This window comes from Burkholderia anthinoferrum, from assembly GCF_002925705.1.
Classification (GTDB): domain Bacteria; phylum Pseudomonadota; class Gammaproteobacteria; order Burkholderiales; family Burkholderiaceae; genus Burkholderia; species Burkholderia semiarida.
The window spans coordinates 1-23686 of the sequence record NZ_LFZP01000039.1; the positions used below are offsets into that span (position 1 = coordinate 1).

27 protein-coding genes are annotated in these 23686 nt (G+C 70.6%); 10 read left to right on the top strand and 17 right to left on the bottom strand.

Annotated elements, in window-relative coordinates:
• Window positions 1-1048: MFS transporter (locus C5F75_RS12670; RefSeq protein WP_104012315.1), on the top strand; the 1048-nt coding region annotated here is incomplete at its 5' end.
• Between the two features lie 112 nt (window positions 1049-1160).
• Here the strand turns inward: C5F75_RS12670 and C5F75_RS12675 are convergent.
• Entirely contained in the window at window positions 1161-1367 is a 207-nt protein-coding gene (locus C5F75_RS12675; RefSeq protein ID WP_059573884.1) for a hypothetical protein, read from the bottom strand.
• 211 nt (window positions 1368-1578) lie between these two features.
• Complete coding sequence (locus C5F75_RS12680; protein ID WP_089464660.1) at window positions 1579-2208, bottom strand: glutathione S-transferase family protein; 630 nt, start codon at window positions 2206-2208, stop codon at window positions 1579-1581.
• Between the two features lie 172 nt (window positions 2209-2380).
• Between C5F75_RS12680 and C5F75_RS12685 the strand changes: the two genes are divergently transcribed.
• On the top strand, window positions 2381-3604 hold the full coding sequence (locus C5F75_RS12685) for a polyhydroxyalkanoate depolymerase (protein ID WP_104012316.1): 1224 nt from the start codon (window positions 2381-2383) through the stop codon (window positions 3602-3604).
• 7 nt (window positions 3605-3611) lie between these two features.
• Here C5F75_RS12685 and C5F75_RS12690 read toward each other — a convergent pair whose 3' ends face one another.
• The 11 genes from C5F75_RS12690 to madL all read right to left on the bottom strand — a co-directional run bounded on the left by C5F75_RS12690 (window position 3612) and on the right by madL (window position 12382).
• Complete coding sequence (locus tag C5F75_RS12690; RefSeq protein WP_060313510.1) at window positions 3612-4259, bottom strand: phosphoribosyltransferase; 648 nt, start codon at window positions 4257-4259, stop codon at window positions 3612-3614.
• Between the two features lie 123 nt (window positions 4260-4382).
• Entirely contained in the window at window positions 4383-4904 is a 522-nt protein-coding gene (locus tag C5F75_RS12695; protein ID WP_059573887.1) for a phospholipase D-like domain-containing protein, read from the bottom strand.
• Between the two features lie 128 nt (window positions 4905-5032).
• Window positions 5033-5965, bottom strand: coding sequence for an acyltransferase domain-containing protein (locus C5F75_RS12700; protein WP_104012317.1), 933 nt, complete (start codon window positions 5963-5965; stop codon window positions 5033-5035).
• Window positions 5962-6828: a triphosphoribosyl-dephospho-CoA synthase MdcB gene (gene mdcB / locus C5F75_RS12705; RefSeq protein ID WP_104012318.1), complete on the bottom strand. Its 867-nt coding sequence runs from the start codon at window positions 6826-6828 to the stop codon at window positions 5962-5964. The genes C5F75_RS12700 and mdcB overlap by 4 nt, the downstream gene beginning before the upstream one ends.
• Window positions 6825-7493 carry a malonate decarboxylase holo-[acyl-carrier-protein] synthase gene (gene mdcG / locus C5F75_RS12710; protein WP_104012319.1) on the bottom strand — a complete coding sequence of 223 codons (669 nt, stop codon included), beginning with the start codon at window positions 7491-7493 and terminating at the stop codon, window positions 6825-6827. Before mdcG ends, mdcB begins: the two co-directional genes overlap by 4 nt.
• Complete coding sequence (mdcE, locus tag C5F75_RS12715) at window positions 7480-8187, bottom strand: biotin-independent malonate decarboxylase subunit gamma (protein ID WP_099316263.1); 708 nt, start codon at window positions 8185-8187, stop codon at window positions 7480-7482. Before mdcE ends, mdcG begins: the two co-directional genes overlap by 14 nt.
• Entirely contained in the window at window positions 8174-9109 is a 936-nt protein-coding gene (locus C5F75_RS12720) for a biotin-independent malonate decarboxylase subunit beta (protein ID WP_104012320.1), read from the bottom strand. The genes mdcE and C5F75_RS12720 overlap by 14 nt, the downstream gene beginning before the upstream one ends.
• A complete protein-coding gene (gene mdcC, locus C5F75_RS12725; protein WP_006485317.1) occupies window positions 9106-9420 on the bottom strand; it encodes a malonate decarboxylase acyl carrier protein in 315 nt (104 codons plus the stop codon). Before mdcC ends, C5F75_RS12720 begins: the two co-directional genes overlap by 4 nt.
• Before the next feature lie 10 nt (window positions 9421-9430).
• On the bottom strand, window positions 9431-11077 hold the full coding sequence (gene mdcA, locus C5F75_RS12730) for a malonate decarboxylase subunit alpha (RefSeq protein WP_060966886.1): 1647 nt from the start codon (window positions 11075-11077) through the stop codon (window positions 9431-9433).
• A gap of 130 nt (window positions 11078-11207) precedes the next feature.
• A complete protein-coding gene (gene madM / locus C5F75_RS12735; RefSeq protein WP_006476364.1) occupies window positions 11208-11975 on the bottom strand; it encodes a malonate transporter subunit MadM in 768 nt (255 codons plus the stop codon).
• An 11-nt stretch (window positions 11976-11986) separates the two neighbouring features.
• Window positions 11987-12382, bottom strand: coding sequence for a malonate transporter subunit MadL (gene madL, locus C5F75_RS12740; protein ID WP_059573893.1), 396 nt, complete (start codon window positions 12380-12382; stop codon window positions 11987-11989).
• A gap of 330 nt (window positions 12383-12712) precedes the next feature.
• Here madL and C5F75_RS12745 point away from each other — a divergent pair, with 330 nt between their 5' ends.
• Window positions 12713-13561 carry a LysR substrate-binding domain-containing protein gene (locus C5F75_RS12745; protein WP_059573894.1) on the top strand — a complete coding sequence of 283 codons (849 nt, stop codon included), beginning with the start codon at window positions 12713-12715 and terminating at the stop codon, window positions 13559-13561.
• A 157-nt stretch (window positions 13562-13718) separates the two neighbouring features.
• Window positions 13719-14000: a DUF4148 domain-containing protein gene (locus C5F75_RS12750; RefSeq protein WP_089464654.1), complete on the top strand. Its 282-nt coding sequence runs from the start codon at window positions 13719-13721 to the stop codon at window positions 13998-14000.
• Between the two features lie 34 nt (window positions 14001-14034).
• Here the strand turns inward: C5F75_RS12750 and C5F75_RS12755 are convergent, their stop codons facing one another.
• Window positions 14035-14952 carry a 3-hydroxyacyl-CoA dehydrogenase NAD-binding domain-containing protein gene (locus C5F75_RS12755; protein ID WP_104012321.1) on the bottom strand — a complete coding sequence of 306 codons (918 nt, stop codon included), beginning with the start codon at window positions 14950-14952 and terminating at the stop codon, window positions 14035-14037.
• 248 nt (window positions 14953-15200) lie between these two features.
• Here C5F75_RS12755 and C5F75_RS12760 point away from each other — a divergent pair, with 248 nt between their 5' ends.
• Both C5F75_RS12760 and C5F75_RS12765 read left to right on the top strand, forming a co-directional pair.
• Complete coding sequence (locus C5F75_RS12760; protein ID WP_104012322.1) at window positions 15201-15638, top strand: Hsp20/alpha crystallin family protein; 438 nt, start codon at window positions 15201-15203, stop codon at window positions 15636-15638.
• Between the two features lie 16 nt (window positions 15639-15654).
• Window positions 15655-16065 carry an Hsp20/alpha crystallin family protein gene (locus C5F75_RS12765; RefSeq protein ID WP_104012323.1) on the top strand — a complete coding sequence of 137 codons (411 nt, stop codon included), beginning with the start codon at window positions 15655-15657 and terminating at the stop codon, window positions 16063-16065.
• 112 nt (window positions 16066-16177) lie between these two features.
• Here C5F75_RS12765 and C5F75_RS12770 read toward each other — a convergent pair whose 3' ends face one another.
• A complete protein-coding gene (locus C5F75_RS12770; protein WP_099316259.1) occupies window positions 16178-16480 on the bottom strand; it encodes a TFIIB-type zinc ribbon-containing protein in 303 nt (100 codons plus the stop codon).
• A 90-nt stretch (window positions 16481-16570) separates the two neighbouring features.
• Window positions 16571-17326: a TerC family protein gene (locus tag C5F75_RS12775; protein ID WP_104012324.1), complete on the bottom strand. Its 756-nt coding sequence runs from the start codon at window positions 17324-17326 to the stop codon at window positions 16571-16573.
• A gap of 110 nt (window positions 17327-17436) precedes the next feature.
• On the opposite strand from C5F75_RS12775, the gene C5F75_RS12780 reads away from it, so the two are divergent.
• Both C5F75_RS12780 and C5F75_RS12785 read left to right on the top strand, forming a co-directional pair.
• Window positions 17437-18330, top strand: a complete 894-nt coding sequence (locus tag C5F75_RS12780) for a LysR family transcriptional regulator (RefSeq protein ID WP_059573901.1) — start codon at window positions 17437-17439, stop codon at window positions 18328-18330.
• A gap of 117 nt (window positions 18331-18447) precedes the next feature.
• The gene (locus C5F75_RS12785; protein WP_059573902.1) at window positions 18448-19587 is read left to right on the top strand and encodes a DUF2242 domain-containing protein; all 1140 of its coding nucleotides are present in this window, start codon (window positions 18448-18450) and stop codon (window positions 19585-19587) included.
• 249 nt (window positions 19588-19836) lie between these two features.
• On the opposite strand, the gene C5F75_RS12790 is transcribed toward C5F75_RS12785, so the two are convergent.
• A complete protein-coding gene (locus tag C5F75_RS12790) occupies window positions 19837-20757 on the bottom strand; it encodes a pyridoxal-phosphate dependent enzyme (protein WP_089464651.1) in 921 nt (306 codons plus the stop codon).
• A gap of 166 nt (window positions 20758-20923) precedes the next feature.
• On the opposite strand from C5F75_RS12790, the gene C5F75_RS12795 reads away from it, so the two are divergent.
• Both C5F75_RS12795 and C5F75_RS12800 read left to right on the top strand, forming a co-directional pair.
• Window positions 20924-21835, top strand: coding sequence for a LysR family transcriptional regulator (locus tag C5F75_RS12795; RefSeq protein WP_104012325.1), 912 nt, complete (start codon window positions 20924-20926; stop codon window positions 21833-21835).
• Between the two features lie 555 nt (window positions 21836-22390).
• The gene (locus tag C5F75_RS12800; protein ID WP_104012326.1) at window positions 22391-23596 is read left to right on the top strand and encodes an MFS transporter; all 1206 of its coding nucleotides are present in this window, start codon (window positions 22391-22393) and stop codon (window positions 23594-23596) included.
• The last annotated feature ends 90 nt before the right edge of the window (window positions 23597-23686 follow it).

The following is a 23686-nucleotide window of genomic DNA, read 5'->3' on the forward strand; positions in this document are numbered from 1 at the left end:
CCGCCTCGTGCAGGGCTTCTCGACCGGCGGCGAATACGGCGGCGCCGCCACCTTCATCGCCGAGTTCTCGACCGACAAGCGCCGCGGCTTCATGGGCAGCTTTCTCGAGTTCGGCACGCTGATCGGCTATGTGCTGGGCGCGGGCGTCGTCGCGCTGCTCACCGCGTCGCTGTCGCAGGAAGCGCTGCTGTCGTGGGGCTGGCGCGTGCCGTTCCTGATCGCCGGCCCGCTCGGCCTGATCGGTCTCTACATCCGGATGAAGCTCGAGGAAACGCCCGCGTTCAAGCGCCAGGCCGAAGCGCGCGAAGCGCAGGACAAGGCCGTGCCGAAGGCGCGCTTTCGCGAGACGCTGTTCGCCAACTGGCGCGCGCTGCTGCTGTGCGTCGGCCTCGTGCTGATCTTCAACGTAACCGACTACATGGTGCTGTCGTACCTGCCGAGCTTCATGTCGTCGACGCTGCACTTCGACGAATCGCACAGCCTCGTGCTGGTGCTGCTCGTGATGGTGCTGATGATGCCGATGACGCTGTACGCCGGCCGCCTGTCGGACAAGGTCGGCCGCAAGCCGGTGATGCTCGCCGGCTGCGTCGGCCTGCTGGTGCTGTCGATCCCGTCGCTGCTGCTGATCCATGCGGGCACCACCGCGTCGGTGTTCGGCGGCCTGCTGATACTCGGCGTGCTGCTGTCGTGCTTCACCGGCGTGATGCCGTCGGCGCTGCCCGCGCTGTTCCCGACCGAGATCCGTTACGGCGCGCTCGCGATCGGCTTCAACGTGTCGGTGTCGCTGTTCGGCGGCACGACGCCGCTGGTGACCGCGTGGCTCGTCGACGTGACGCACAACCTGATGATGCCCGCGTATTACATGATGGGCGCCGCGTTGATCGGCATCGTGTCGGTCGTCGCGCTCGCCGAATCCGCGCGCCAGCCGCTGAAGGGCTCGCCGCCGGCCGTCGCGACGCGCCGCGAAGCGCATCAACTCGCTCGCCAGTTGCGCGAGGAGGACGACGAATCGGAGGTTTACGGCGTCGCGACGCCCGCCCGCGCGTAAGCGTCGCCCAATGAAAAAGGCCCCGGCCGAAGCCGGGGCCCGATCGAAACCGATCCCGCCCGACCGGCTTGCGCCGGCCGGGCTTTTTTTCATTCGATCGACGCGAACGCGCTCATGCCCGCGCTTCGCAGTCACGGCAGAAGATCAGCGCGCGCGACCGCGACACGGCCGCCTGCGCACCGCGCGCCGCGACGATCAGCCCGACCTGGCCGAGATTGAAATCGCGCTCGACCATCAGTTGCGTCAGCGCGGCAAGCGGCAACACGACGGACGGGTGGTACAGGCTCGATTCGATCAGGGCTTTCATCATCGGCTCCATCTGGCAATGCGTGATTTGATGGAGTGGATTCTAGGGATCGGTCGACGCCGGATAAACAGCGCGAATGCGAAGTCACTTGTCAGCCGTCGAGAACAATCGGCAGCGGCTTGCCGGACAAGGCCGCGCGGCGGCCGACAGCGGTCTGCGAGCGCCCGGCGGACCGCTTCGAAGCCGAGGGCCCGTTCACGCCGGTAACGGGCTTGCGCCGGCCCTATGCGAGCGGCGTGTCGACGAAGGCCGGCAGCGCTTCGGCGCGCGCGGAATGCGCGGCGAGCGCCGGATAACGGGCCGGATCGATCCGCGCGAGCACCGGGTAGTCGGCCGCCATGAACTGCGTGAAGCGCCACGCCACCGCGACCGTCACGTCCGACTGCAACGGTCGTGCGCCGCCGAACCAGCCGTCCGTGGCGGCGGCCAGCGGCTCCAGCGCGCCGTACGCGCCTTCGAGCTGGCTCAGCACGCGTTCGATCCATGGCTCATGCTGCCTGTCCGACGGGCGCAGCGCCTGCTCGTAGACGAGCTGCACGGTTTTCTCGGCTGCGGCGAGCGCGAACCCGATCGGCACCAGCGCGCGCAGCCGGGCATCGACGGCGTCGGGCAACAGGCGCCGCTCCGGCGCGGCCAGGTGGTCGAGATAGTCGACGATCAGCGACGAGTCGAGCAGCGTCGCGCCGCCGTCGGTCACAAGCGTCGGCGCCTTGACGGCCGGGTTGAGCGTCCTGAACCGTTCGAGATGACGGAACACCGAGATCGACTCGTGTTCGAACGGCAGGTCGAGCAGCTTCGCCGAAATGGCGACACGGCGTACGAACGGGGAATCCAGCATGCCGATCAGCTTCATCGCAAACGCTCCGTTTCGAGGGAATGGGACCGACGACTGTAGCAGCGTCGCGCGGCGGCGCCTAGCGCGCCCGTTCGCGTGATGCAGATCAGCCGCCCGCACATCCGGCTCCCGCTGCCCGGCCACAGTGACCATAATGCAGATTCACGCTCCTTCCGCCCCAGGGTCCGCCATGTGGTATGCCGTCGTCGAGCAGCAGCGGGAATGGATGCGCGCATGGCGCGCGGCGACGCGGTACGCGTTCGACGCATGGCCCGCGGCGTCGCTGCCGCATGCCGCTTCGTCGTGCTACGACGACCTGTTCGAGCCGCTGCTCGGCCCGCAGGCCGCGCCACCGGGCTTCGACCTCGCGTGGCCCGCCGTCGGCGAGCAGGTCGTCGCGCACACGCCGTTTTGCGACCTGCGGCGCTTCGCGCACGACGACGCGCGCCGCACGGTGCTGCTGTGCGCGCCGCTCGTCGGGCACGCGGCCGTGATGATGCGGGAAACCGCCGAAACGCTGCTCGCGGACGGCGACGTCTGCGTGACCGACTGGCGCAATGCGCGCGACGTGCCGCTCGCGGCGGGCCGTTTCGGGCTCGACGAGTACGTCGCGATGCTCGACGACTTCGTCGGCATGCTCCAGCGCGACGCCCGGCCGCTGCACGTCGTCGCCGTGTGCCAGGCGACCGTGCCGGCGCTCGGCGCCCTCGCGCTGCGTGCCGCGCGCGGGCTCGCGCCGCCCGCGAGCGTCACGCTGATCGGCGGCCCGATCGATGCGCGCCGGAACCCGAGCGCGCTCGGCGCCGCGGCCGCCGCCCATTCGCTCGACTGGTGCCGGCGCCACCTGATCGACGTCGTGCCGCCCGGCTTCGCCGGGCACGGTCGCCACGTGTTTCCGACCTATCTGCAACAGGGCGAGATCGCGCTGCTGTATCCGCAACGCTTCCTGACACTGATCGAGACCTACGCGCTCGCCGCTTCCCGCTTCGACATGACCGGACTCGCCGACGCACGGCGGGCGCTGCGCGAATACACCGCGCTGCTCGACATGCCGGCCGACTATTTCCTCGACACGGTCGACGTCGTGTTCCAGCGCATGCTGCTCGCGACCGGCGCGTGGCGCGTGCGCGGCCGGCGCGTCGAACCGGCCGCGCTGCGCGACGCCGCGCTGCTGACCGTCGAAGGCGCCAGCGACGCGGTCACGGGCGCCGGCCAGACGCATGCGGCGCTCGACCTGTGCAGCGGCCTCCGCGCCGACGAGCGCCATCGCGCCGACATCGACGATTGCGATCACTACGGGCTGTTTACGGGACCGCGCTGGCACGGCAACGTCCATCCGGCGCTGCAGCGCGCGTTCGCGCTGGCGGAAGCCCGGCGACCGCGCCAGCGCCCGCGCCGAAGCCGTCGGACGTGACCCCGTGTCAGGGGCGCGCGGCGTCGAGCAGCGCGCGCACCTCGTCGTCGCTCGTCTGATCGAAGCGCGCGTAGAACTGGCTGATCCCGAAGAACCGTAGCGGCTGCGACACCGCGACGAACGCGTCGGCCAGACCGTCGAACGCATGCGCGGCCCCCGCCGGCGCCACCGGCACCGCCGCGACGATGCGCGCCGGGTGGCGCTCGCGCAGCGCCTGCAGCGCGACACGCATCGATGCGCCGGTCGCGACACCGTCGTCGACGACGATCGCGATGCGCCCTTCCACCGCCAGCGGCGGCGCGGCGCCACGATACAGCGCTTCGCGGCGATGCAACTCGGCCGTCTCGCGCGCGATCACGTCGGCGAGTTGCGCGTCCGATACGTCCATCGCGCGGATCGTCGAGCGTTGCAGATGCGTCGCGCCGCCCGTCGCGATCGCGCCCATCGCGAGCTCGGGGTCGAACGGCACGCCGAGCTTGCGCACGACCAGCACGTCGAGCGGCGCGCGCAGCGCGCACGCGACCGGATACGCGACGGGCACGCCGCCGCGCGGCAGCGCGAGCACGACGACATCGCCGCGCCCCGCGTATTCGCGCAACGCGTCGGCCAACTGGCGGCCGGCCTCGGCGCGATCGGCAAAACTGGGTTCGGTCACGATCGCCTCCCTGCCGTTGCGCCGGATGCGCGCAACCCGCGCCGGCGCCTGTCAACGAGCATGGTTCATCGGGCGCACCGACGCAAGCCGGGTCAAACCGGCGCGCGACGCGCCGGAGGAAGGTCAGAGGCCGGCGGCCTGCCGGTACAGCCGCCAGAACGACTGCGCGTAGGACTGCGCCAGTTCGGGCGCGCGTCGGAACACGTTCACCGTGTCGGCCCGCTCGGCCGCGCCGTCGGACAGCGTCGTCAGCGCGACGCTGTCGTCGACGATCACGAAGCGCGACGCGGGGCCGCCGTGCCGCGAATCGATCGCGACGTCGATGCCAGCGGATTTCAGATAGCCGGCGCCGCTGGTCTTGCCCGCGCGCGGCGGGCGCACCAGCACGACGCGTACCTCGATCCCGCGCGCGCGGGCCGCGCGCAGCGCGCTCGCGACCGCCGGCGACACCTGCGTGTAGCCGGCCAGCAGCACGCGGCGCTGTGCCTGTTCGATCAGATCGACGGTCGCGTCGACCGCCGCGTTGTCATACGAAAAGTACGTGCCGACCGATGCGGCGTCGGACGGAATCTGGCTGGCGTGGACACTCGTCGCGCAGCAGAACGCGGCGAGCAGGATGGCGGCTGGTCTCATGGCGGGCGCCATTGTAGCGACGCCAATTCGCGTGGCAAGAGGCGGCCGCGACGCTGCTGCGCCGGCGCAACACACCGTGCGAAAGCGGTGCCCGACGGCTGGGTTTCAAGCCGGGTTTCGACCGGGTTTCGACCCGTCGGTCAGCCGCCCGCGACGCGCGCGAGCCAGCTCGTCACGCCGTCGACGGAACGGAAATCCGCGAGGCTGCGCGCCGGCAGCGCGGGATATGCGCCGCCGGCCATCTCGGCCAGCGCGCGCCCCGGGCCGAGTTCGAGAAACGCGGTTGCGCCGGCCTCGACGCACGCCGCCAGACAGGCCGCCCACTCGACCGGCTCCGCGATCTGCCGCGCGAGCTTGTCGAGGCCCGTGTCGACGTCGAGCACCGACGCGCCGTCGATCCCCGAGAACAGCCGCGTGCCGGGCAGCGGCCGGCGCACGCGCGTCGCGGCCAGCGTCGCGCGGAATGCCGGCACGGCCGCCGCGAGCCGGCGCGTGTGCGACGCGATCCGCACGCAGACGGGCGCGACGCGCAGCGCACCGGCTCGCAGCGCGGCGTCGGCCACCGCATCGACATCGGCGTGCCGCCCCGCGACCACGAACGCATCGCCGGGGTTCGCGATCGCGATGGCCGCGTCGCGACCGTCGCACAGCCGCGCCAGCTGCGTGCGCGTCAGGCCGCGCACGAACACCATTCGCTCGTCGCCGCCGCTCGCGGCATCCATCGCGCGTGCACGCGCATCGGCCAGATCGAGCGCGTCGTGCGGGTCGATCATCCCCGCGACACTCCACGAGCCGACCTCGCCGACGCTGTAGCCTGCGACGCAGCGCCGGCGCGGCCACACCGCGTCGAGCAGTGAAGCCGCCGCGAGCGCGTGGAGCGTGCAGAGAATCTGCGCGGCGCGGTTTTCCGTCAGCGCGTCGGGCCCGGCCTGCCGGACCCACGTGCGCGGATCGTCGCCGAGCAGCCGGCCCGCATGCGCGAACAAAGCGTCGGCCTGCGGCGCCACCCCGGTCAGGTCGAACATGTCGGCGCGCTGTGCGCCTTGCCCCGAACACAGGATCGCCAGCGTCATCGCACGTGCCCTTCGGCTTCGAGCACATCGACGAACACGCTCATCGCGAGCAGGTCGGCTGCCCCGCCGGGGCTCAGCCGGCGCGCGACGAACGCCCGATGCGCGGCCGCCGCGCGCAGCCGCCAGTCGCGCGCCCGCACGCCGCCACGCGCGACGAACGCACGGGCGGTCGCGCGGGCGAAATCGAGGCCGTCCTGCCCGCCCCGGTGCAGCAGATTCGTGTCGTCGAGCGCGGCGATCAGCGCGAAGCATGCGGCGACCCGCGCGGCTTCCGGATCGTCCGGCAGGTCGCGCCGGGCGCGGCGCAGCGCGGGCAAGCCGACCGCGTACACGGTCGGGAAGCCGTCGGCCGCCTCGCGACGCGCACCGCCGACACCGTAGCGGCGGCTCGCGCGCTCGCCGTGGCTGTCCGGCAGACGCGGGCCGCCAAGGATCTCGACGCCCCAGCGGCGGGACACGAACGCGCCGAGCGTCGTCCCGTCCGGCGCCGCGCCCGGTATCGCGCGCCGGCCGGCGGCCGCGCACAGCAGCCCGAGCCCGAAGATTGCGCCGCGATGCGTATTGACGCCGCCGGTCGCGGCGAGCATCGCGTGCTCGGCGCGCAGGCCGATCTTGCGCAGCACGGCCATGTCGGCATCGCGTGCGCCGGCGTCGACGAGTTCCGCGAAGTACGGCCGCAGCACGGCGGCGCTGCGCGCGAACGTCGCGGCATCCATGTCCGTATGACTGCCGGTGTCGACGTGACTGACGAGGCCCGGCTTCGGATAGGTGTCGATCTCGAGTACGAGGCTACGCTCGGCCAGCGCGGCGATGCGCTCGGCATCGGACGGCGCGGCGACGCGGCAGGCAGCTCGTGCGTTCATCGCGTGCCCCCGGTGAAGGCGTCGGCGCGCATCAATTCGACGGCCACCGCGGTCTTCACCGCGACTTCGGGCAACCGCGCATGCAGTTCGCGCCAATTGACGCCTGCGCCGTCGGCGCGCAGCAGTTCGCCGTCGATGCGCATCGGCGCGCGCGCGTCGATCGCCGCGAGACCGTCGAGCAGCGGCGCGAGCGACGCGGCGTCCGGCAGCGGAAACACGATGTCGAGATCGGACGATGCGCTCAGGTAAGAGTCACCCGTCAGCGCCTGCCATGCAAGGCTGCCGAACACGCGGCCCTGCACGCCGCAGCGCGCGCCGAGCGCATCGAGCTCGCGCAGCGGCGCATGCCAGGCCGCGGGCGCGGCGGCGAGCACGTCGGTCAATGTGGGAAGCGGGCCGACCGTCGCGAGCGCGTCGGCAGTCACGTTGAGCGCGATGCGCCGCTTGCCCGCCGACGGCGGCAGCGGCAGGCCGAGCGGCACGCGGCCGGCGTCGGCTTCATCCGGCGACGCGCGACGCACGATCAGCGGCCGGCCGCGTTCGGCCCAGGCGCGCACGAGCGGATCGCCCGCGAGCGCGGGGTCGCGGGCAAAGGCCGCGCGCCACCCGGCCGCCGTCAGCGTGACGAGCGTGTGGCGGCGCAGCGGCAGCTCAGCGTGCGGCACGCGCGAGTGCCTCGACGCGGGCGGCGACGTCGGTCGCGACCGGCCGGCCGCGCGCCGCGCGCCGATCGACGCGCTCGGCCGGCTTGCCGAGCCATTCGCCGACCTGCGCGTCGAGCGCGCGGGTCGGATCGAGCACGGCGTCGACGGCGCCCATCTTCACGAGGTTGTCGAGCCCCGGCGCGAACACCGGCGTCGAACGCGCCATCTCCTTCAGCACGTCGATCGGCAGCTTGGTCACGCGCGACATCGACGGCAGGTCCATCACCTCCGGCTCGGCGCCCGGCACCGCGAGCAGCGTGCGCGTCGCGAGCGCGGTCGCGATGAATGCGCCAGCCGCCGTGTGGCCGTACAGCACGCCGACCGTCCGGTGTCCGGCGAGATCCGCGTGCATCAGGCACTTCGCGAGATGCGACAGCCCTTCGTTCAGGCCGAGCAGTTCGTCGCGCTTGCTCATCCGCTGGCTGTCGCTGTCGACGAGCACGAGGATCGGCGTGTCGCCGCCGCGCGCGACCGTGTCGAGCACGCGCGACGCCAGCGTCAGCGCCTCGTCGATGCCGAACGGCAAGCGATCGGCCACACCGATCACGTCGACGCGCGTACCGGCCAGTTCCGCGTGGCCCGTGAGCAGGCCGCCATGACGCGCAATCGAATGGCCGGCGGGAAACAGCGCGTTCAGTACTTCATCGAGCGTCATGCCGGGCCTCCTGTAACTGGTCGGCGAGCTTCGCGAATGCATCGTCGGGCATGCCGGGAATCGCTTCCGGCTTGTCGGCGCCGAGCGCACGCCACACGTCGAGCGCATCCTCGCAGCCGCCGAACCGTTCGATCCGCGCTTCGAGACGCGCCTGTTCCGCGCGCAGCATCGCCGCATCGAACGCCGGCGCGCGGCCGATCAGATCGAGCGCGGCCGCGCGAAACGCGTCCGGCGTATCGGCCACGTAGCGATCGGCGCCGCCGATCAGCCGCCGGTGCTTGCCGCCCATCGTGCGCCAGATCAGCGCGCGGTCCTTCGAATCGAATTCCTCGACGCCGCGATTGGTCTCGATCACTTCGGGGCCCGACACGCTGATGCGCCCCTGTTCCGACACCGCGAGCGCCGAACAGCACGCGGCGAGCAGCCCGCCGCCGCCGTAGCAGCCTGCGCGCCCGCCGATCAGCCCGATCACCGGCACGCCGGCCGCACGCGCGTCGACGAGCGCGCGCATGATCTCGGCGATCGCGAGCTCGCCCGCGTTCGCTTCCTGCAGCCGCACGCCGCCCGTATCGAACAGGATCAGCACCGGCTTACCGACGTCGCGTGCGGCGCGCAGCAGCCCGGCGAGCTTCGCGCCGTGCACTTCGCCGAAAGCGCCGCCCATGAAGCGGCCTTCCTGCGCGGCGACGAACACCGGCCGGCCGTCGAGCCGGCCATGGCCGACCACCATCCCGTCGTCGAACTGCCGCGGCAGGTCGAACAGCGGCAGGTGCGGACTCGTCACGCGCTCGGCCGGCCCGAGGAATTCGCTGAAACTGCCCGCGTCGAGCAGCCCGTCGATGCGCTGTCGCGCCGATGCTTCGTACCAGCTCGCCGCGTTCGGGACGAACGCCGGCGCGTCGTGGATCGCGTCGCTCATCATGCGTCCCCCTCGATCGCGCGCACGGCCTGCGCGAGCCGCAGCGACACCATGTCGGGCCGCGCGCCGCCGTCGTTGATCGACAGCTTCAGGCCGCCCGGCGTGCGCCGTTCGACGAAATCCGACACAACGGCCTGCCACACCGCGCCGAAGCCGACGGCCGCGGTGCGGATGTCGATCTCGCATTCGTTGCCCGGCAACACACGCTCGACGAGCACCTCGAGGTTGCCGGACGCGACCACGCCGACGAGCGCCGCGGCCTGCTCGCCCTTCGCGCGTTCGCGCGCGGTGAAGCGGTAGTTCAACTGTTCCATGCCCTCTTCCTCACCAGTTGCGGAACCGGGCCGGCGGCGCATAGAGCCCGCCCGACCAGTGCACGAGATCCTTGATCGAACGCGCGGCGAGCCAGCGGCGGTCGGCGTCGAGCGGATCGATGCCGAGATCCTCCGGGCGGCGGATCACGCCGCGCTCGCGCAGCCGCTCGACCAGCTTCCGGTCGCGGCCGCGGCCCACGTCCGTATAGCCGGCGACGCCGCGGATCGCATGCTCGCGTTCGTCCTTGTCGCGGCACATCAGCAGGTTCGCGATCCCTTCCTCGGTGACGATGTGCGTGACGTCGTCGCCGTAGACCATGATCGGCGCGAGGTCGAGCTGCAGCTTGTCGGCGAGCTTCAGCGCGTCGAGCTTCTCGACGAACATCGGCACGTTCTTGTCGCCGAACGTCTCGCCGATCTGCACGACCAGCTTGCGGCCGCGCCGCAGCGCCGCCGGCGTGTCCGGGTCGGCTTCCGCGCCGGCCTTCAGCCACGGCTCGCTCGGATGGCGCCGGCCGCGCGCGTCGCTGCCCATGTTCGGCGCGCCGCCGAAGCCGGCGATCCGCTCGGCCGTGACCGTCGACGAATGGCCGGACAGGTCGATCTGCAGCGTCGAGCCGATGAACATGTCGCACGCATAGAGGCCGGCCGTCTGGCAGAACGCGCGGTTCGAGCGCAGCGACCCGTCGGGGCCCGTGAACCACACGTCGGAGCGCGCACGGATGTAGTCGTCCATCCCGACCTCGGAGCCGAAGCAGTGGATCTGCTCGACCCAGCCCGATTCGATCGCGGGGATCAGCGTCGGATGCGGATTGAGCGCCCAGTGCGTGCAGACCTTGCCCTTCAGCCCGAGCTTCGCGCCGTAGGTGGGCAGCAGCAGCTCGATCGCGGCCGTGTTGAAGCCGATCCCGTGGTTCAGGCGCTTGATCCCGTACGGTTCGTAGAGGCCCTTGATCGCGAGCATCGCGGTCAGGATCTGCGTCTCGGTGATCGCGGCCGGGTCGCGCGTGAACAGCGGCTCCACGTAGAACGGCCGGCCGGCCTCGACGACGAAATGCACGCGGTCGCCCGGGATGTCGACGCGCGGCACCTTGTCGACGATGCGGTCGACCTGGGCGATCACGATGCCGTCCTTGAACGCGGTCGCCTCGACGACGGTCGGCGTGTCCTCGGTGTTCGGGCCGGTGTACAGGTTGCCGTCGGCGTCGGCGCTCACGGCCGCGATCAGCGCGACCTGCGGCGTGAGATCGATGAAGTAGCGGGCGAACAGTTCGAGATAGGTATGCACCGCGCCGAGCGCGATCTTGCCGCCGAACAGCAGCTTCGCGATGCGCTGCGATTGCGGGCCCGAATACGCGAAGTCGAGCCGCTTCGCGATGCCGCGCTCGAACACGTCGAGATGCTCGGGCAGCACGACGCCCGACTGCACCATGTGCAGGTCGTGGATCTTCGCGCTGTCGACGTCGGCGAGCGCGACGGCGAGCAAGTCGGCCTGCTTCTGGTTGTCGCCTTCGAGGCATACGCGGTCGCCCGGCCGCAGCACCGCTTCGAGCAACGCGACGGTGTCGCGCGCGTCGACCCGCTTGCCCCGCGCGTAAGCCGCGCCGGCCGCGAGCCGGGCATCGCGCGCTTGCCGCGCGTGATTCCATCCGGTCATGAACAGTTCTCCGCTTCGAGGGTTCAGCGGCATTCTAAGCCTGGCGCCGCCGTCGATTGATGATGTTGCCGAATGCGACTCAGAGGACGCCGCGATGGATGCGGCCCGCGCACGGGCCACTCGCATGGCCTCACGCGCCGACCAGCGCGCGCGTCGTGAAGAACAGCACCGACGGCCCGAGCAGGCAGCCCACGCCGGTATGGAACGTCGCGACCAGCGCACCGTACGGCACCAGCCGGCGATCGGTCGCGGCAAGGCCGGCGCTCACGCCGCTGACGGTGCCGGCCAGCCCGCCGAAGATCATCGCGGAGCGCGGCGTCTTCAGCCCCATGAAATTGGCCGCGACCGGCGTGCCGACCATCACGATGATCGCCTTCACGAGCCCCGTCGCGATGCTGAGCGCGATCACGTCGGAGCTCGCGCCGATCGCCGCGCCCGTGACGGGCCCGACGATATAGGTGACGGCGCCCGCGCCGATCGTCGTCATGCTGACCGCATCGGTATAGCCGAACGCACGCGCGACGCACGCGCCGACGATGAACGGCAGCACGGTGCCGAGCAGCAGCGACACGACGCCGACGAGTCCGGCCTTGCGCGCCTCGGTCGGCTGCACTTCGAACGCGGTCGCGACGATCGCGAAATCGCGCAGCATCGCGCCGCCCATCAGGCCGATGCCGGCGAACAGCTTGACGTCGGCCAGCCCCTTCTCGCCTCCGGTGAATGCGCCGCCGACGTAGGCGAGCACGAGGCCGATCACGATCGCGATCGCCGAGCCGTGCACGCGGCCGAACGTGAGCTTGCGCGACGCGATCGACGACAGCCACATGATCAGGCCGACCAGCGCGAACGACGCGACGAGCCCGTTGTGGGCGACGGTTTTTTCGAGCATCTGCAGCATGGCGGCCTCCGTTACCGTTCTTCGAATTGCGGCACGCCCGCGAAGGCCGTGTCGTCGCGGCCCGTGCGCGCGAGCACCGCGATGCAGCATGCGCAGATCGCGACCGCGCCGACGGCGGCCAGCAGCGCGACCGGCCCGCCCTTGAGCGCGGCGACGACGTTCTGGTTCGCGGCCATCGCGACGACGACCGGGATGTACATCGCCCCCCAGAAGCCGACGCCCGCTTCGGTCTCCTTCGGCAGCCAGCCGCGCCGGTGCAGCCACAGGCGCAGGCAGATCAGCAGCAGCATCGCGATACCGACGCCGCCGACGTTGGTCTTCACGCCGATCGCGCTGCCGAGCAGGTCGCCGAGAAACAGTCCGGCCAGGTGGCAGAACGCCAGCAGCGCGGTTCCATAGATGATCATGAGTCGTCTCCAGTCTCTTCGTGACGGGCGCCTGACGCGTGCGGGAGCCAGGCCCGCACGCCGATCCCGGGCGGACTGTGTGTCTCCTGCGGCGGGGCGCCGCGGCCCGGCGGCTCGTCGTGCGAGCGCGTTCTCGGGGTCGATGGGATGATGCGGTTTCGGGCCGGACGCCGGATGGCTTAGACTGATCGATGCAGCCGGCGGCGCGACACGGGCTACGCGTCCGGTGTCCCCCGTTTCGCGGAGGCCGCACGGGCGCGTGATCCGATACTAGCGCCGCAAAATCCGGCCATTTATGAAGTTGTCGAAACCGATTCAGTGGATTTAGCAATGCGTCCGTTACCGCCCGAATTGCTGCGCAGCTTCGTCGCCGTCGCCCAGTCCGGCAGCTTCACCGCCGCGTCCGAGCGCGTGAACCTGTCGCAATCGACCGTCAGCCAGCATATCCGCCGCCTCGAGGAGCTGCTCGACCGGCCGCTGTTCGAGCGCGACACGCGCAACGTGCACCTGTCGCAGCACGGCGACGCGCTGTTCCGCTACGCGGTGCGGATTCTCGAACTGATGGACGAGGCCGTCACGTCGGTATGCGGGCCGCCGCTGTCGGGCAAGGTACGGCTCGCGATGTCGGAGGATTTCGCGTCGGCGCACCTGACGGCCGCGCTCGCGAGCTTCGTGCAGCGCAACCCGGACGTCGAGCTCGCGATCTCGACCGGGCTGTCCGGCGACCTGTTCGACGCGCTCGACGAAGGCCGGCACGATCTCGTGTTCGCGAAGCGCATCGCCGGCAGCCGGCGCGGCCGCGTGATCCGCAGCGAACCGCTGTACTGGTGCACCGGCCCCGATTCGCGGATCACCGGCCACGAGGCCGTGCTGCCGCTCGCGATGCATCCGGAGCCGAGCGTGTCGCGCCGGCGCGTGCTCGAATCGCTCGAAGCCGTCGGGCGGCCGTACCGGATCGCCGTCGTGAGCAGCAGCATCGCGGTGTTGCGGGCGGCCGCGAGCGCGGGGCTCGGCGTCAGCGCGTTCGCCGGCTACGTGATCCCGGCCGGGCTCGCGCGGCTCGACGCGGGGCTGCCGGAGCTCGGCGAACTCGAATACGTGATCGACCGCCCGGCGGCCGCGTCGCGCTCGACGCTCGCGCTGGAAGCCACGCTGATCGCGGCGGCGGCCGAGTTGTAACGGCACCGCACGGGGCGCGGTCGCGCCCGCACCTGACAGCGTTGCCCGGAACGCGTCATCGTCCGCGCAGCACGCGCTCGCGACAATGGGACCCAACGGAATGCACCGCACATCGCCGCGCGCATCCGCTACCCCGTCCCCTTGATCGGAGCCCGCCATGAACAACGCCCTGCGATTCGCCGTCGCGACCGCCGCAGCCGCCTTGCTGTCCCCCGCCTTTGCCCAGACCGACGCGTCGGCCCCCGCACAGGGCCTGACGCGCGCGGAAGTCATCGAGCAGCTCAAGCAGGCCTATCTCGACGGCGAACTGCCGACCAACGACGGCAACTATCCGCCAAACGCCGCGACGCGCGCACGCAACCGCGAACTCGTGCAGGCCACGAGCCCCGCGTGGCTGGCCCACGTGCCGCCCGCCAGCCAGGGGACGTCGCAGCAATAACCGACGCCGCCGCGCGTGCACGACCGGACCAGGATCAAGGCAGGAAGCTGCGGCGCCGCGCGTCGATCAGCTCGACGAGCAGCCGGTCGCGCTCGGCCGCCAGCGCCTGCATCGAGCGCTCGCCCTGGATCGCGCGCAGTTCGTCGGTCAGCTTGCGATCGACCTCCGGATCGAACGACGGCGTGCCGAGGTCGTCCCACCAGCTCGCGATCGGCCCCGACAGGTGTTCGAGGAAGTGCGCGATCCCGCCCGCGCCGCCGCCGAGGTGATAGGTCAGGCACTGCCCCATCAGCCCCCAGCGCAGGCCGGGGCCCCACGCGACGGCCTTGTCCGCGTCGGCGACGCTCACGACGCCTTCGCCGACGAGGTGATACACCTCGCGGAACAGCGCGGCCGCGAGCCGGTTCGCGACGTGGCCGGTCATCTCCTTGTTCAGCACGATCGTCTGCTTGCCGAGCGCATCGTAGAACTGCTTCACGCGCGCGATCACGTCGGGGTCCGTCGCATCGCCGCCGACCAGCTCGACGAGCGGGATCAGGTGCGGCGGATTGAACGGATGCGCGATCAGGCAGCGCTCCGGATGCTTCGCGCACGCGGTCTGGATCTCGGACATCTTCAGGCCCGACGAACTCGACGCGATCGGCACGTGCGAGGGCAGTACGTCGTCCATCTGGCGATAGAGCGCGCGCTTCAGGTCGAGTCGCTCGGGGCCGTTCTCCTGCACGAAGTCGACGCCGTCGAGCGCGCGCACGAGATCGGTGTCGAACGACAGCCGCGCGGCAAGTTCGGCGGCCCGCTCGCCGAGGAAGGCGGCGAGCGCGTCGCGCAGCCGCTGGTCGGCCTGCGGCGCCGGGTCGGTCGCGACGACGTCGAAGCCCTGCGTCAGGTAGAAGGCGGCCCAGCTCGCGCCGATCACGCCGGCGCCGACGATCGCGATACGTCGAATGTCCATGGTTGTCCCGTGTGGTTGGTCTGCGGATATGCCGCGGCGATTGTCGCATCGAATCCCGTGCGCATGCGTCGACGCGGGGATTGCCCATGCCCTCTTGAAATGCGCGGCGGCGGCCACTAATTAAGCGTCGTCGGGCAGTGCCGCATCCAACGCACCGCCCCCGTTATCGACCTCGTGGAGCCCCCGTCGCGCCCGCCGCAGGCGTCGCGCGGTCACGTCTCCCGCGTTCCCTGTTCAGGAGGACCAACATGAGCGGTATCCATCACGGCTACGATCTGTTCGACGAATTCGCCCGCGTGCAGCGGCAGATGGCGAGCCTGCTCGGCGAACGCCCGTCCGGCATCCGTGCGGGGCGCGCCGGCACGTTTCCCGCACTCAACGTCGGCGCCACCGACGATGCGATCGAGATCGTCGCGTTCGCACCCGGCATGGCCGCGAGCGACTTCGACGTGTCGATCGACAAGGATCTGCTGACGATCAGCGGCGAGCGCAAGCCGGCGCCGCGCGAAGGCGACGACGTGCGCACGTATGCGCAGGAGCGCTTTCACGGCGCGTTCCGCCGCGTGGTCGAATTGCCGCGCGACGCGGACCCCGACCAGGTCAGCGCCCGCTACGAAAACGGCTGCCTGCTGATTCGCGTCGGCCGGCGCGAAGCATCGAAGCCGCGTGCGATCACGATTCAGTAATCTTCAGGATACCGACATGAACACGAACCCGACCCTGGCCGAACGCCACTCGAGCACCGTTCACGCTGCCGCCGCCGAAGCCGCGCGCCGGCCCGCGATCACGCCGTCCGTCGACATCGTCGAGGACGCGCGCGGCGTCACGTTGCGGGCCGACCTGCCCGGCGTGCCGCGCGACAACCTCGACGTGAAGGTGCACGACAATACGCTGACGATCGAAGCCGCGACGCAATTCGACGCGCCGGCCGGCCTGCGCATGCGGCACGCGGAAGTACGCGCGACGCGCTATGCACGGTCGTTCGTGCTGAGCGCCGACCTCGACACGTCGCGGATCGACGCGAACCTGCGCGACGGCGTGCTGACGCTGACGATTCCGCGCCGCGAGGAAACGCGTCCGCGCCGCATCGACGTGACGGCCGGCCATGCGTAAGCATCGGCGCGTGTGCTGACGCGACGCGCATGAAAAATCCCCGCCCCGGCGCGATGCCGGGCGGGGATTTTTTACATCGGGCCGCGCGCGTTCGGGCACGCGAACGGCCGCTTCAATCGAAATCGAACAGATCGAACACCGACTTCTTGCGACGCCGGCCGTCGTGCCGATCACGCTCGTCGTGCGAGCGGCCGTCGCGCCCCCAGCCGTCGTCGCGGCCGCGCGGCGCGTGCGCATCGTGTTGCGCCGGCACGGCGTCGCGGCGAACCGGCGCGTCACCGGTTTCGCGGGCGATCAGCTTGTCGAGTTCGCCGCGATCGAGCCACACGCCGCGGCAGGTCGGACAATAGTCGATCTCGATCGACTGGCGCTCGGCCATCAGCAGGTCGGGCGTCTTGCAGACAGGACATTTCATCGCGTTTCTCCTTTCCGTGCGAATTTCATCCGGATTCCGTATGAGGCGCGCGAGCCGGCCGCCGCGGCGGCCGGCATCCCGCGTGCCGCGTCAGTCGCGCGTCGCGTGCCCGGCCCGCTTCGCCTTCGCGCGCCGCGCGAGCATGTTCATGCCCTCGACGAACGCCGAGAAGGCCATCGCCGCATAGATGTACCCCTTCGGCACGTGCGACCCGAACCCTTCGGCGATCAGCGTCATGCCGATCACGACCAGGAACGACAGCGCGAGCATCACGATCGTCGGGTTGCGGTCGATGAAGCGTGCGAGCGGCTGCGCGGCGAACAGCATCACGGTCACGGCGACGATCACGGCGACGAACATGATCGGGACGTGCTCGGTCATGCCGATCGCGGTCACGATGCTGTCGATCGAGAACACGATGTCGAGCATTACGATCTGGCCGATCGCGGCCCACATCGTCAGGCCGGCCGCGCCGGCGGCCCCGCCCGCGCCGTCGCCGTCATGCGACACGTGGTGATGGATCTCGGTGGTCGCCTTCCACACGAGGAACAGGCCGCCCGACAGCAGGATCATGTCGCGCCACGAGAACGCATGGTCGAACAGCGTGAACACGGGTTCGGTGAGGCTCGCGATCCACGCGACGCTGCCGAGCAGCGCGAGGCGCATCACCAGCGCGAGCGCGATGCCGAGGCGCTGCGTGCGTGCGCGCTGCGCTTCGGGCAGCTTGTTGCTGAGGATCGAGATGAAGATCAGGTTGTCGATGCCGAGCACGACTTCCATCACGACGAGCGTCAGGAGCGCGGCCCAGACGGCGGGGTCGGTGGCAAGCGTCAGCAGATAGTCCATGGGATGGGCGGATACGAAAGTGGAAAACCCGATGATATGCCGCTCCGTACTTCGGAAAAATCAGACAGAATCTGACTTCAGGTTCGTTTTTTTCGATATATCGTGCTCCGATGCTGAATTTTCGCCATCTGTACTATTTCTGGGTCGTCGTGAAGGAAGGCGGTTTCGCGCGTGCGGCCGGCCGGCTGGACATGGCCGTGCAGACGATCAGCGCGCAGGTGCGCGAGCTGGAGAAATCGCTCGGGCACCAGTTGCTGCGCCCTGCCGGGCGCGGCGTCGCGATGACCGACGCCGGGCAGGCCGCCTTCGCGCGCGCGGAAGTCATCTTCGAGATGGGCCGGCTGATTCCCGACGACGTGCGCGCGGCGGCCAGCCGGCCAACCGTGCGGCTCGCGGTCGGCCTCGCGGACGGCATCTCCAAGCTCGCCGCGCACGCGATCCTGGCCCCGGTGCTCGACACGCCCACGCTGCGGCTGCTGTGCCACGAGGGCGAGCACGACGCGCTGCTCGCGGAACTCGCGCTGCATCATCTGGATCTCGTGCTGGCCGGCCAGGGCGCGCCGTCGGGGTCGAACCTGCGCGTGACGAGCGAGCGGCTCGTGGCCTCGCCGGTCGACTGGTACGGGCCCGCGGCGCTCGTCACGCCGGCCGCCCGTCAGCGCTTTCCGCAGTGCCTGACCGAGCTGCCCATGCTGCTGCCGACCGCGCATTCGGCATTGCGCGCCCGCCTCGACCAGTGGCTGGAAAGCGAACGGATCGTGCCGCGCGTGGCCGGGGAGTTCGAGGACAGCGCGCTGATGGCCGTGTTCGCGGCGCGCGGCCTCGGCGTGTTCCCGCTGAGCGAACTCGGCGCGAACGATGCGTCGCTGCTGCGCGGGCTCAGGCGGCTCGGGCGCGCGGGCGACGTGACCGAGGAGATCCACGCGATCCGCTCGCGGCGCGGCGAACATCATCCGCTGACGTCGCGATTGCTGGCCGCGGCGCGCGGCGCGCCGGCCGACTGAAGCGAGCCGCGACATCAAACGAAACTATAATGTCGCCCCGGCCATACGAGATGTGCGCGTGCGCCCATCCGGGCATCGCCCTTGCGCCACCTCTCGCCGAGCCTTCTGAAAGACGCCATGCACAACCGATTTCGCCTGTTTTCCGTTTCGTGCGCGCTCGCGGCCGCGACCGTGCTGGCGGCATGCTCGTCGCCGCCCAAGCCGATCTACCAGCAGGAACAGTTCGACGCGACCACCAGCCCGTATGCGCATACGTTCCACTCGAAATCCGACGCGGCCTGCGAGGCCGCGCGGCGCGCGCTGCTGAGCCAGGGCTACGTGGTGTCGTCGTCGCGCAACGACGCGGTCGACGGCAGCAAGAATTTCCAGCCGAGCAACGACATGCACGTCGTGATCGAGTTTCACGTCGTGTGCGCGGACGCGACCGCGGACGGCTCGTCGAGCATCGCATACGTGAACGCGGTGCAGGACCGCTATACGCTGAAGAAGTCGAATACGTCGGCCAGCGTCGGCTTGAGCGTGTTCGGCTCGCTGTCGCTGCCGATCGGGTCGAGCGACGATGCGCTCGTGAAGACCGCGAGCGAGACGATTCCCGCCGGCGTGTTCTATGAACGCTTCTTCACGCTCGTCGACCATTTCCTGAAGATCGACCCGGCGCGGCGCGACCGCGCGACCGTGAAGGCCGCCGAGAAGGAGCCCGTCGCGCCGCTGCCCGAACCCGCGCCGACGCCGCAGGGTGAACCGATGAAGATGACGACGCCGGTCGTGCCGACGCCGCCCGCGGCGCCCGTGCCGCTTTCGGTGCCGGGTGTCACGCCGGGGTCGGGCGCGAATGCCGTGCCGGCCGCGGCATCGGCCGTCGCGGCGCCCGCCGCGATGCGCGCTGCCGCGCCGGCGGCGGCGTCCGGGCCGGTGCCGGCTTCGGCTGCCGGCCCGGCGCCTGCATCGGCGCCTGCTCCCGCTTCGGCTGCCGCGCCGGCTTCGGCGCCGAAGCCGGGTTCCGGCCCGGCAACCGCGCCGGCACCTTCGCCGACCTCCGGTTCGACGGCCGCGCCGGTCTCCGCGCCCGCATCTGCCTCGGCTCCGGCGGCAGCGCCGGCCACCGCGACGCCGTCATCGGCCGCTCCCGCGTCTTCATCGGCAGCATCCGCGCCCGCATCGGCATCGGCGCCGTCGAGCGCATCGCCTGCAACGGCTACCGACAACCCCGTCGCATCGTCCGCGCCGTCCGGCGCGAGCGCCCCCACCGCGAACTGATCGCACTCCCGTATCGTCGCGCCCGGCCGCATGCGGCGCAGCGCGACGGCACGCCCGCCTTGCGCACCGTTCCTGAAGTCGTTTCTGCCTATCCGGCCGTACGCCGGCCGCACTTGGCCGTGCGGGGTTGACGGAAAGGCAACGTCGACGCGTCACGGTGAGCCACGTATGCCCCAGGCTCGCAGTCACCCCGCGAAAATCGCAAAACGATCCGTCGTCCCGCGACTGCGCGGCTCGCCGGCGCCCCGCCTACCGCAACGTCGCGCGCAGCGTCTGCAGATCCTCGACGGTGGCGGTCACGCCGCCGCAGACGATCACCGCGATGTCGGACGCCGACGCGAGCACCGGCACCGGCTGCTCGAGCACGGCCAGTGCAGCGCCGCACGCCGGCTCGACGACGATCCTGTGCTCATCGAGAAACCGCAGCGACGCGGCCACCGCGTCGGCATCGGACACGACGACCGGATGGATCGCGTGACGCGTCGCCCATTCGACCGCCGCGTCGCACGGCCGCTTCGCGCCGAGCGTCGTCGCGATGCTGGCGATGGCCGGCAATTCAACCGGGCGCCCCTGCGCGACCGAGCGTGCATAGCAGTCGGCGCCTGCCGTTTCGGCCGCGACGACCGGCACGTCTTGCCAGCCGTTGCGCGCCAGCCCTTCGAGCACGCCGCACAGCAGGCCGCCGCCGCCGACCGCGAGCACGACCGCGTCGGGCTTCGGGCCGACCGCCGCCATCTCGTCGATCATCGTCGCGTGGCCCTGCCACAGCACGCGGTCGTCGAACGGATGCACGAATGCATCGTGCCCGTCGAGCGTCGACTGCGCGAACGCGTTCGCCTCGGCCCAGCTCGCGCCGTGCACGACGAGTTCCGCGCCTTCGACGCGGATCAGTTCGCGCGCCCGGGCCGACGCGCTTTCCGGCACGACGACGCGCACCGGCACGCCGAGTTCGCGGCCGCAATACGCGACCGCGATGCCCGCGTTGCCGCCCGACGACGACACGAACCGCCGCGCCCCGGCCGCATGGCGCGCCTCGCACACGGCGCCGATGCCGCGCAGCTTGAACGAGCCCGACGGCTGCAACGCGTCGAGCTTCAGCCGGATGGTCCTGCCGAGCCGGCGGGACGCGATTTGCGAGCGGATGTAAGGCGTCGGGATATGAAGCGGCATGGGACGGAACGCAAGGGGAAACTGAGGAAACTCGCACGACTCGCGAGCCAGGAAGCGGATGCGGCAATGACGGTCATCGTACGGCAGGCGCGCCATGCTTTCCAATACCATCGAATGGCATTTGCTATGCTTGCCAGGCATATCAACGAACCCGACCGGACACCGCATGCGCCAGATCGAACTGCGTCACCTGCGCTACTTCGTCGCCGTCGCCCAGGCCGGCAGCGTGATGGCCGGCGCCCGCGCGGTGGGCATCGTGCAGCCCGCGCTGTCGAGGCAGATCCGCGAGCTCGAAGATGCGATCGGCACGCCGCTGCTGGTCCGTCGCGCGACCGGCGTCACGCTCACGGCGGCCGGCACGAGCTTCCTGCACGATGCGACCGGCCTGCTCGCGATGCTGCAGGACAGCCGCGAGCGCGCGTTGCGCAGCGCGGACGGCCAGCTCGGCGAACTGCGGCTCGGCGCGCTGCCGAACTGCCTGCCGCTGCCGATCGTCGCGAACGTCCTCAAGGCGTTTCGCGATGCGTGCCCGGATGTGAAACTGTCGATCGCGCCGATGCTGTCGGCCGAACAGGCGAGCGCGCTGACGCGCGGCCAGCTCGACGCGGGGATCATGGCGTGGCGTCGCGAGGAAGCGCCTCACCTGACGGGCGTGCGGCTACTGAGCGACCGCTTCGTGCTCGCGATGCCCGCGCCGCCGGGCGGCCGCTTCGTCGCACCGCGCGCGCTGGCCGACGTCGCGAACGAACCGTTCGTCTGGTTCGATGCGCAGCGTTCCGCCGCGCACCACCGCTTCCTGATGACGCAGTGCCAGCAGGCCGGCTTCACGCCGCGCATCGCGCAGGTCGGCAGCGACATCCCGACGCTGATCGGCCTCGTCGCGGCCGGCATGGGCTGCGCGTTCGTGCCGGAAAGCGCGTCGCCGACCTGCCCGCGCACGGTCCGGCTCGTCGCGCTGGACGAACTCGCGAGCCGCTTCGACATCGAGTTCGTGTTCGACGGCGCGGCGGCGGCCCCGTCGCCCGTCGTCGCGCGGTTTCTCGCGGCGGTCCGTGACGCGGCCGGCGAATCGGGCTGAGCGCATGCCGGATGCGGCGCGCGCTCCGGCGACACGACTTGCGGCGCCGGCCGACGGGCCGACGGGACGGAATCCGACCTCCGTCATCGCGTCGTTTTTGATGCTGTAGCACGGTGAACGACACAGCCGCATCATCGAAAAATCTTTCAGAACGCCGACGGACGACGCGACGACACCGCAATTCTCAAATTGACACCAAAAACGGCCGTTTAACGCCGATTCGAATCGTCATGGCCCGAAATATACTGCGCGCGCATCCAACCCTCGTGCCAAAGAGAGGATGCGTTTCCGCCCCGGCCATGGACCCCCTGTGGTCGGGGCTTTTTTGCTGCCGACGCTGGCAGTTCGACGCTTTCCAGCCCTTGTGCGATGCCGGTCCCGTCGAAGCACCATCCGAGGGCCACGGCGCGCACACCTCCCCGCGCCCTGCATTGTTGACATCAAATCAAGATAATTTCGTCCGAATGCGGCTTTTTCCGCAAAAGTAATGCAGGCACACTTCGGCTGTCCTCAATGGCTTCGTGCCGTTGTCCCACGATCACAGGAGTCCACCGCGTGAACCCCACGACTTCCTCTCCTTCCCGTCCCGGCGGCGGCGCCGCGCTACCGCTGCTCGCGCTCGCCGCCGGCGCGTTCGGCATCGGCACGACCGAATTCTCGCCGATGGGCCTGCTGCCCGTGATCGCCGAAGGCGTGCACGTGTCGATTCCGCAAGCCGGCATGCTGATCAGCGCGTATGCGATCGGCGTGATGGTCGGCGCGCCGCTGATGACGCTGCTGCTCGCGCGCTGGTCGCGCCGTTCCGCACTGATCGCGCTGATGTCGATCTTCACGATCGGCAACCTGCTGTCGGCCGTCGCGCCGGACTACACGACGCTGCTGCTCGCACGTCTCGTGACGAGCCTCAACCACGGTGCGTTCTTCGGGCTCGGCTCGGTGGTCGCGGCAAGCCTCGTGCCGCGCGAAAAGCAGGCCAGCGCGGTCGCGACGATGTTCATGGGCCTGACGATCGCGAACGTCGGCGGCGTGCCGGCCGCGACCTGGCTCGGCCAGATCATCGGCTGGCGCATGTCGTTCGCGGCGACCGCGGGCCTCGGCCTGATCGCGATCGCCGGCCTGTTCGCCGCGCTGCCGAAAGGTGAAGCCGGCAAGATGCCCGACCTGCGTGCCGAACTCTCCGTGCTCACGCGCCCGGTCGTGCTCGGCGCGCTCGGGACGACCGTGCTCGGCGCCGGCGCGATGTTCACGCTCTATACGTACGTCGCGCCGACGCTCGAACACCTGACGGGCGCGACGCCCGGCTTCGTGACCGCGATGCTCGTGCTGATCGGCGTCGGTTTCTCGATCGGCAACATCGCGGGCGGACGCCTCGCCGACCGCTCGCTCGACGGCACGCTGATCGGCTTCCTGTTGCTGCTGATCGCGACGATGGCCGCGTTCCCGCTGCTTGCGGCCACGCATGCGGGCGCCGCCGTCACGCTGCTGGTCTGGGGGATCGCGACGTTCGCGGTCGTGCCGCCGCTGCAGATGCGCGTGATGCGCGCGGCCCATGAAGCGCCGGGCCTCGCATCGGCGGTGAACATCGGCGCGTTCAACCTCGGCAATGCGCTGGGCGCCGCCGCGGGCGGCGCGGCGATCTCGGCCGGATTCGGCTACGCGGCGGTGCCGCTCGTCGGCGCGCTGATCGCGGCCGCCGGCCTCGTGCTCGTCATGCTGCAGGTCACGCAGCGCCGCCGCTCGCCGGCCGCCGCGAATTCGTAAGCGCGGGCACGCCCGGGCCATCTGGAATCTTCCGCGTGCATGCTCACGGCCGCGCCATGCGGCCGTTTTCATTTTCGGCGTGCGCTCGGT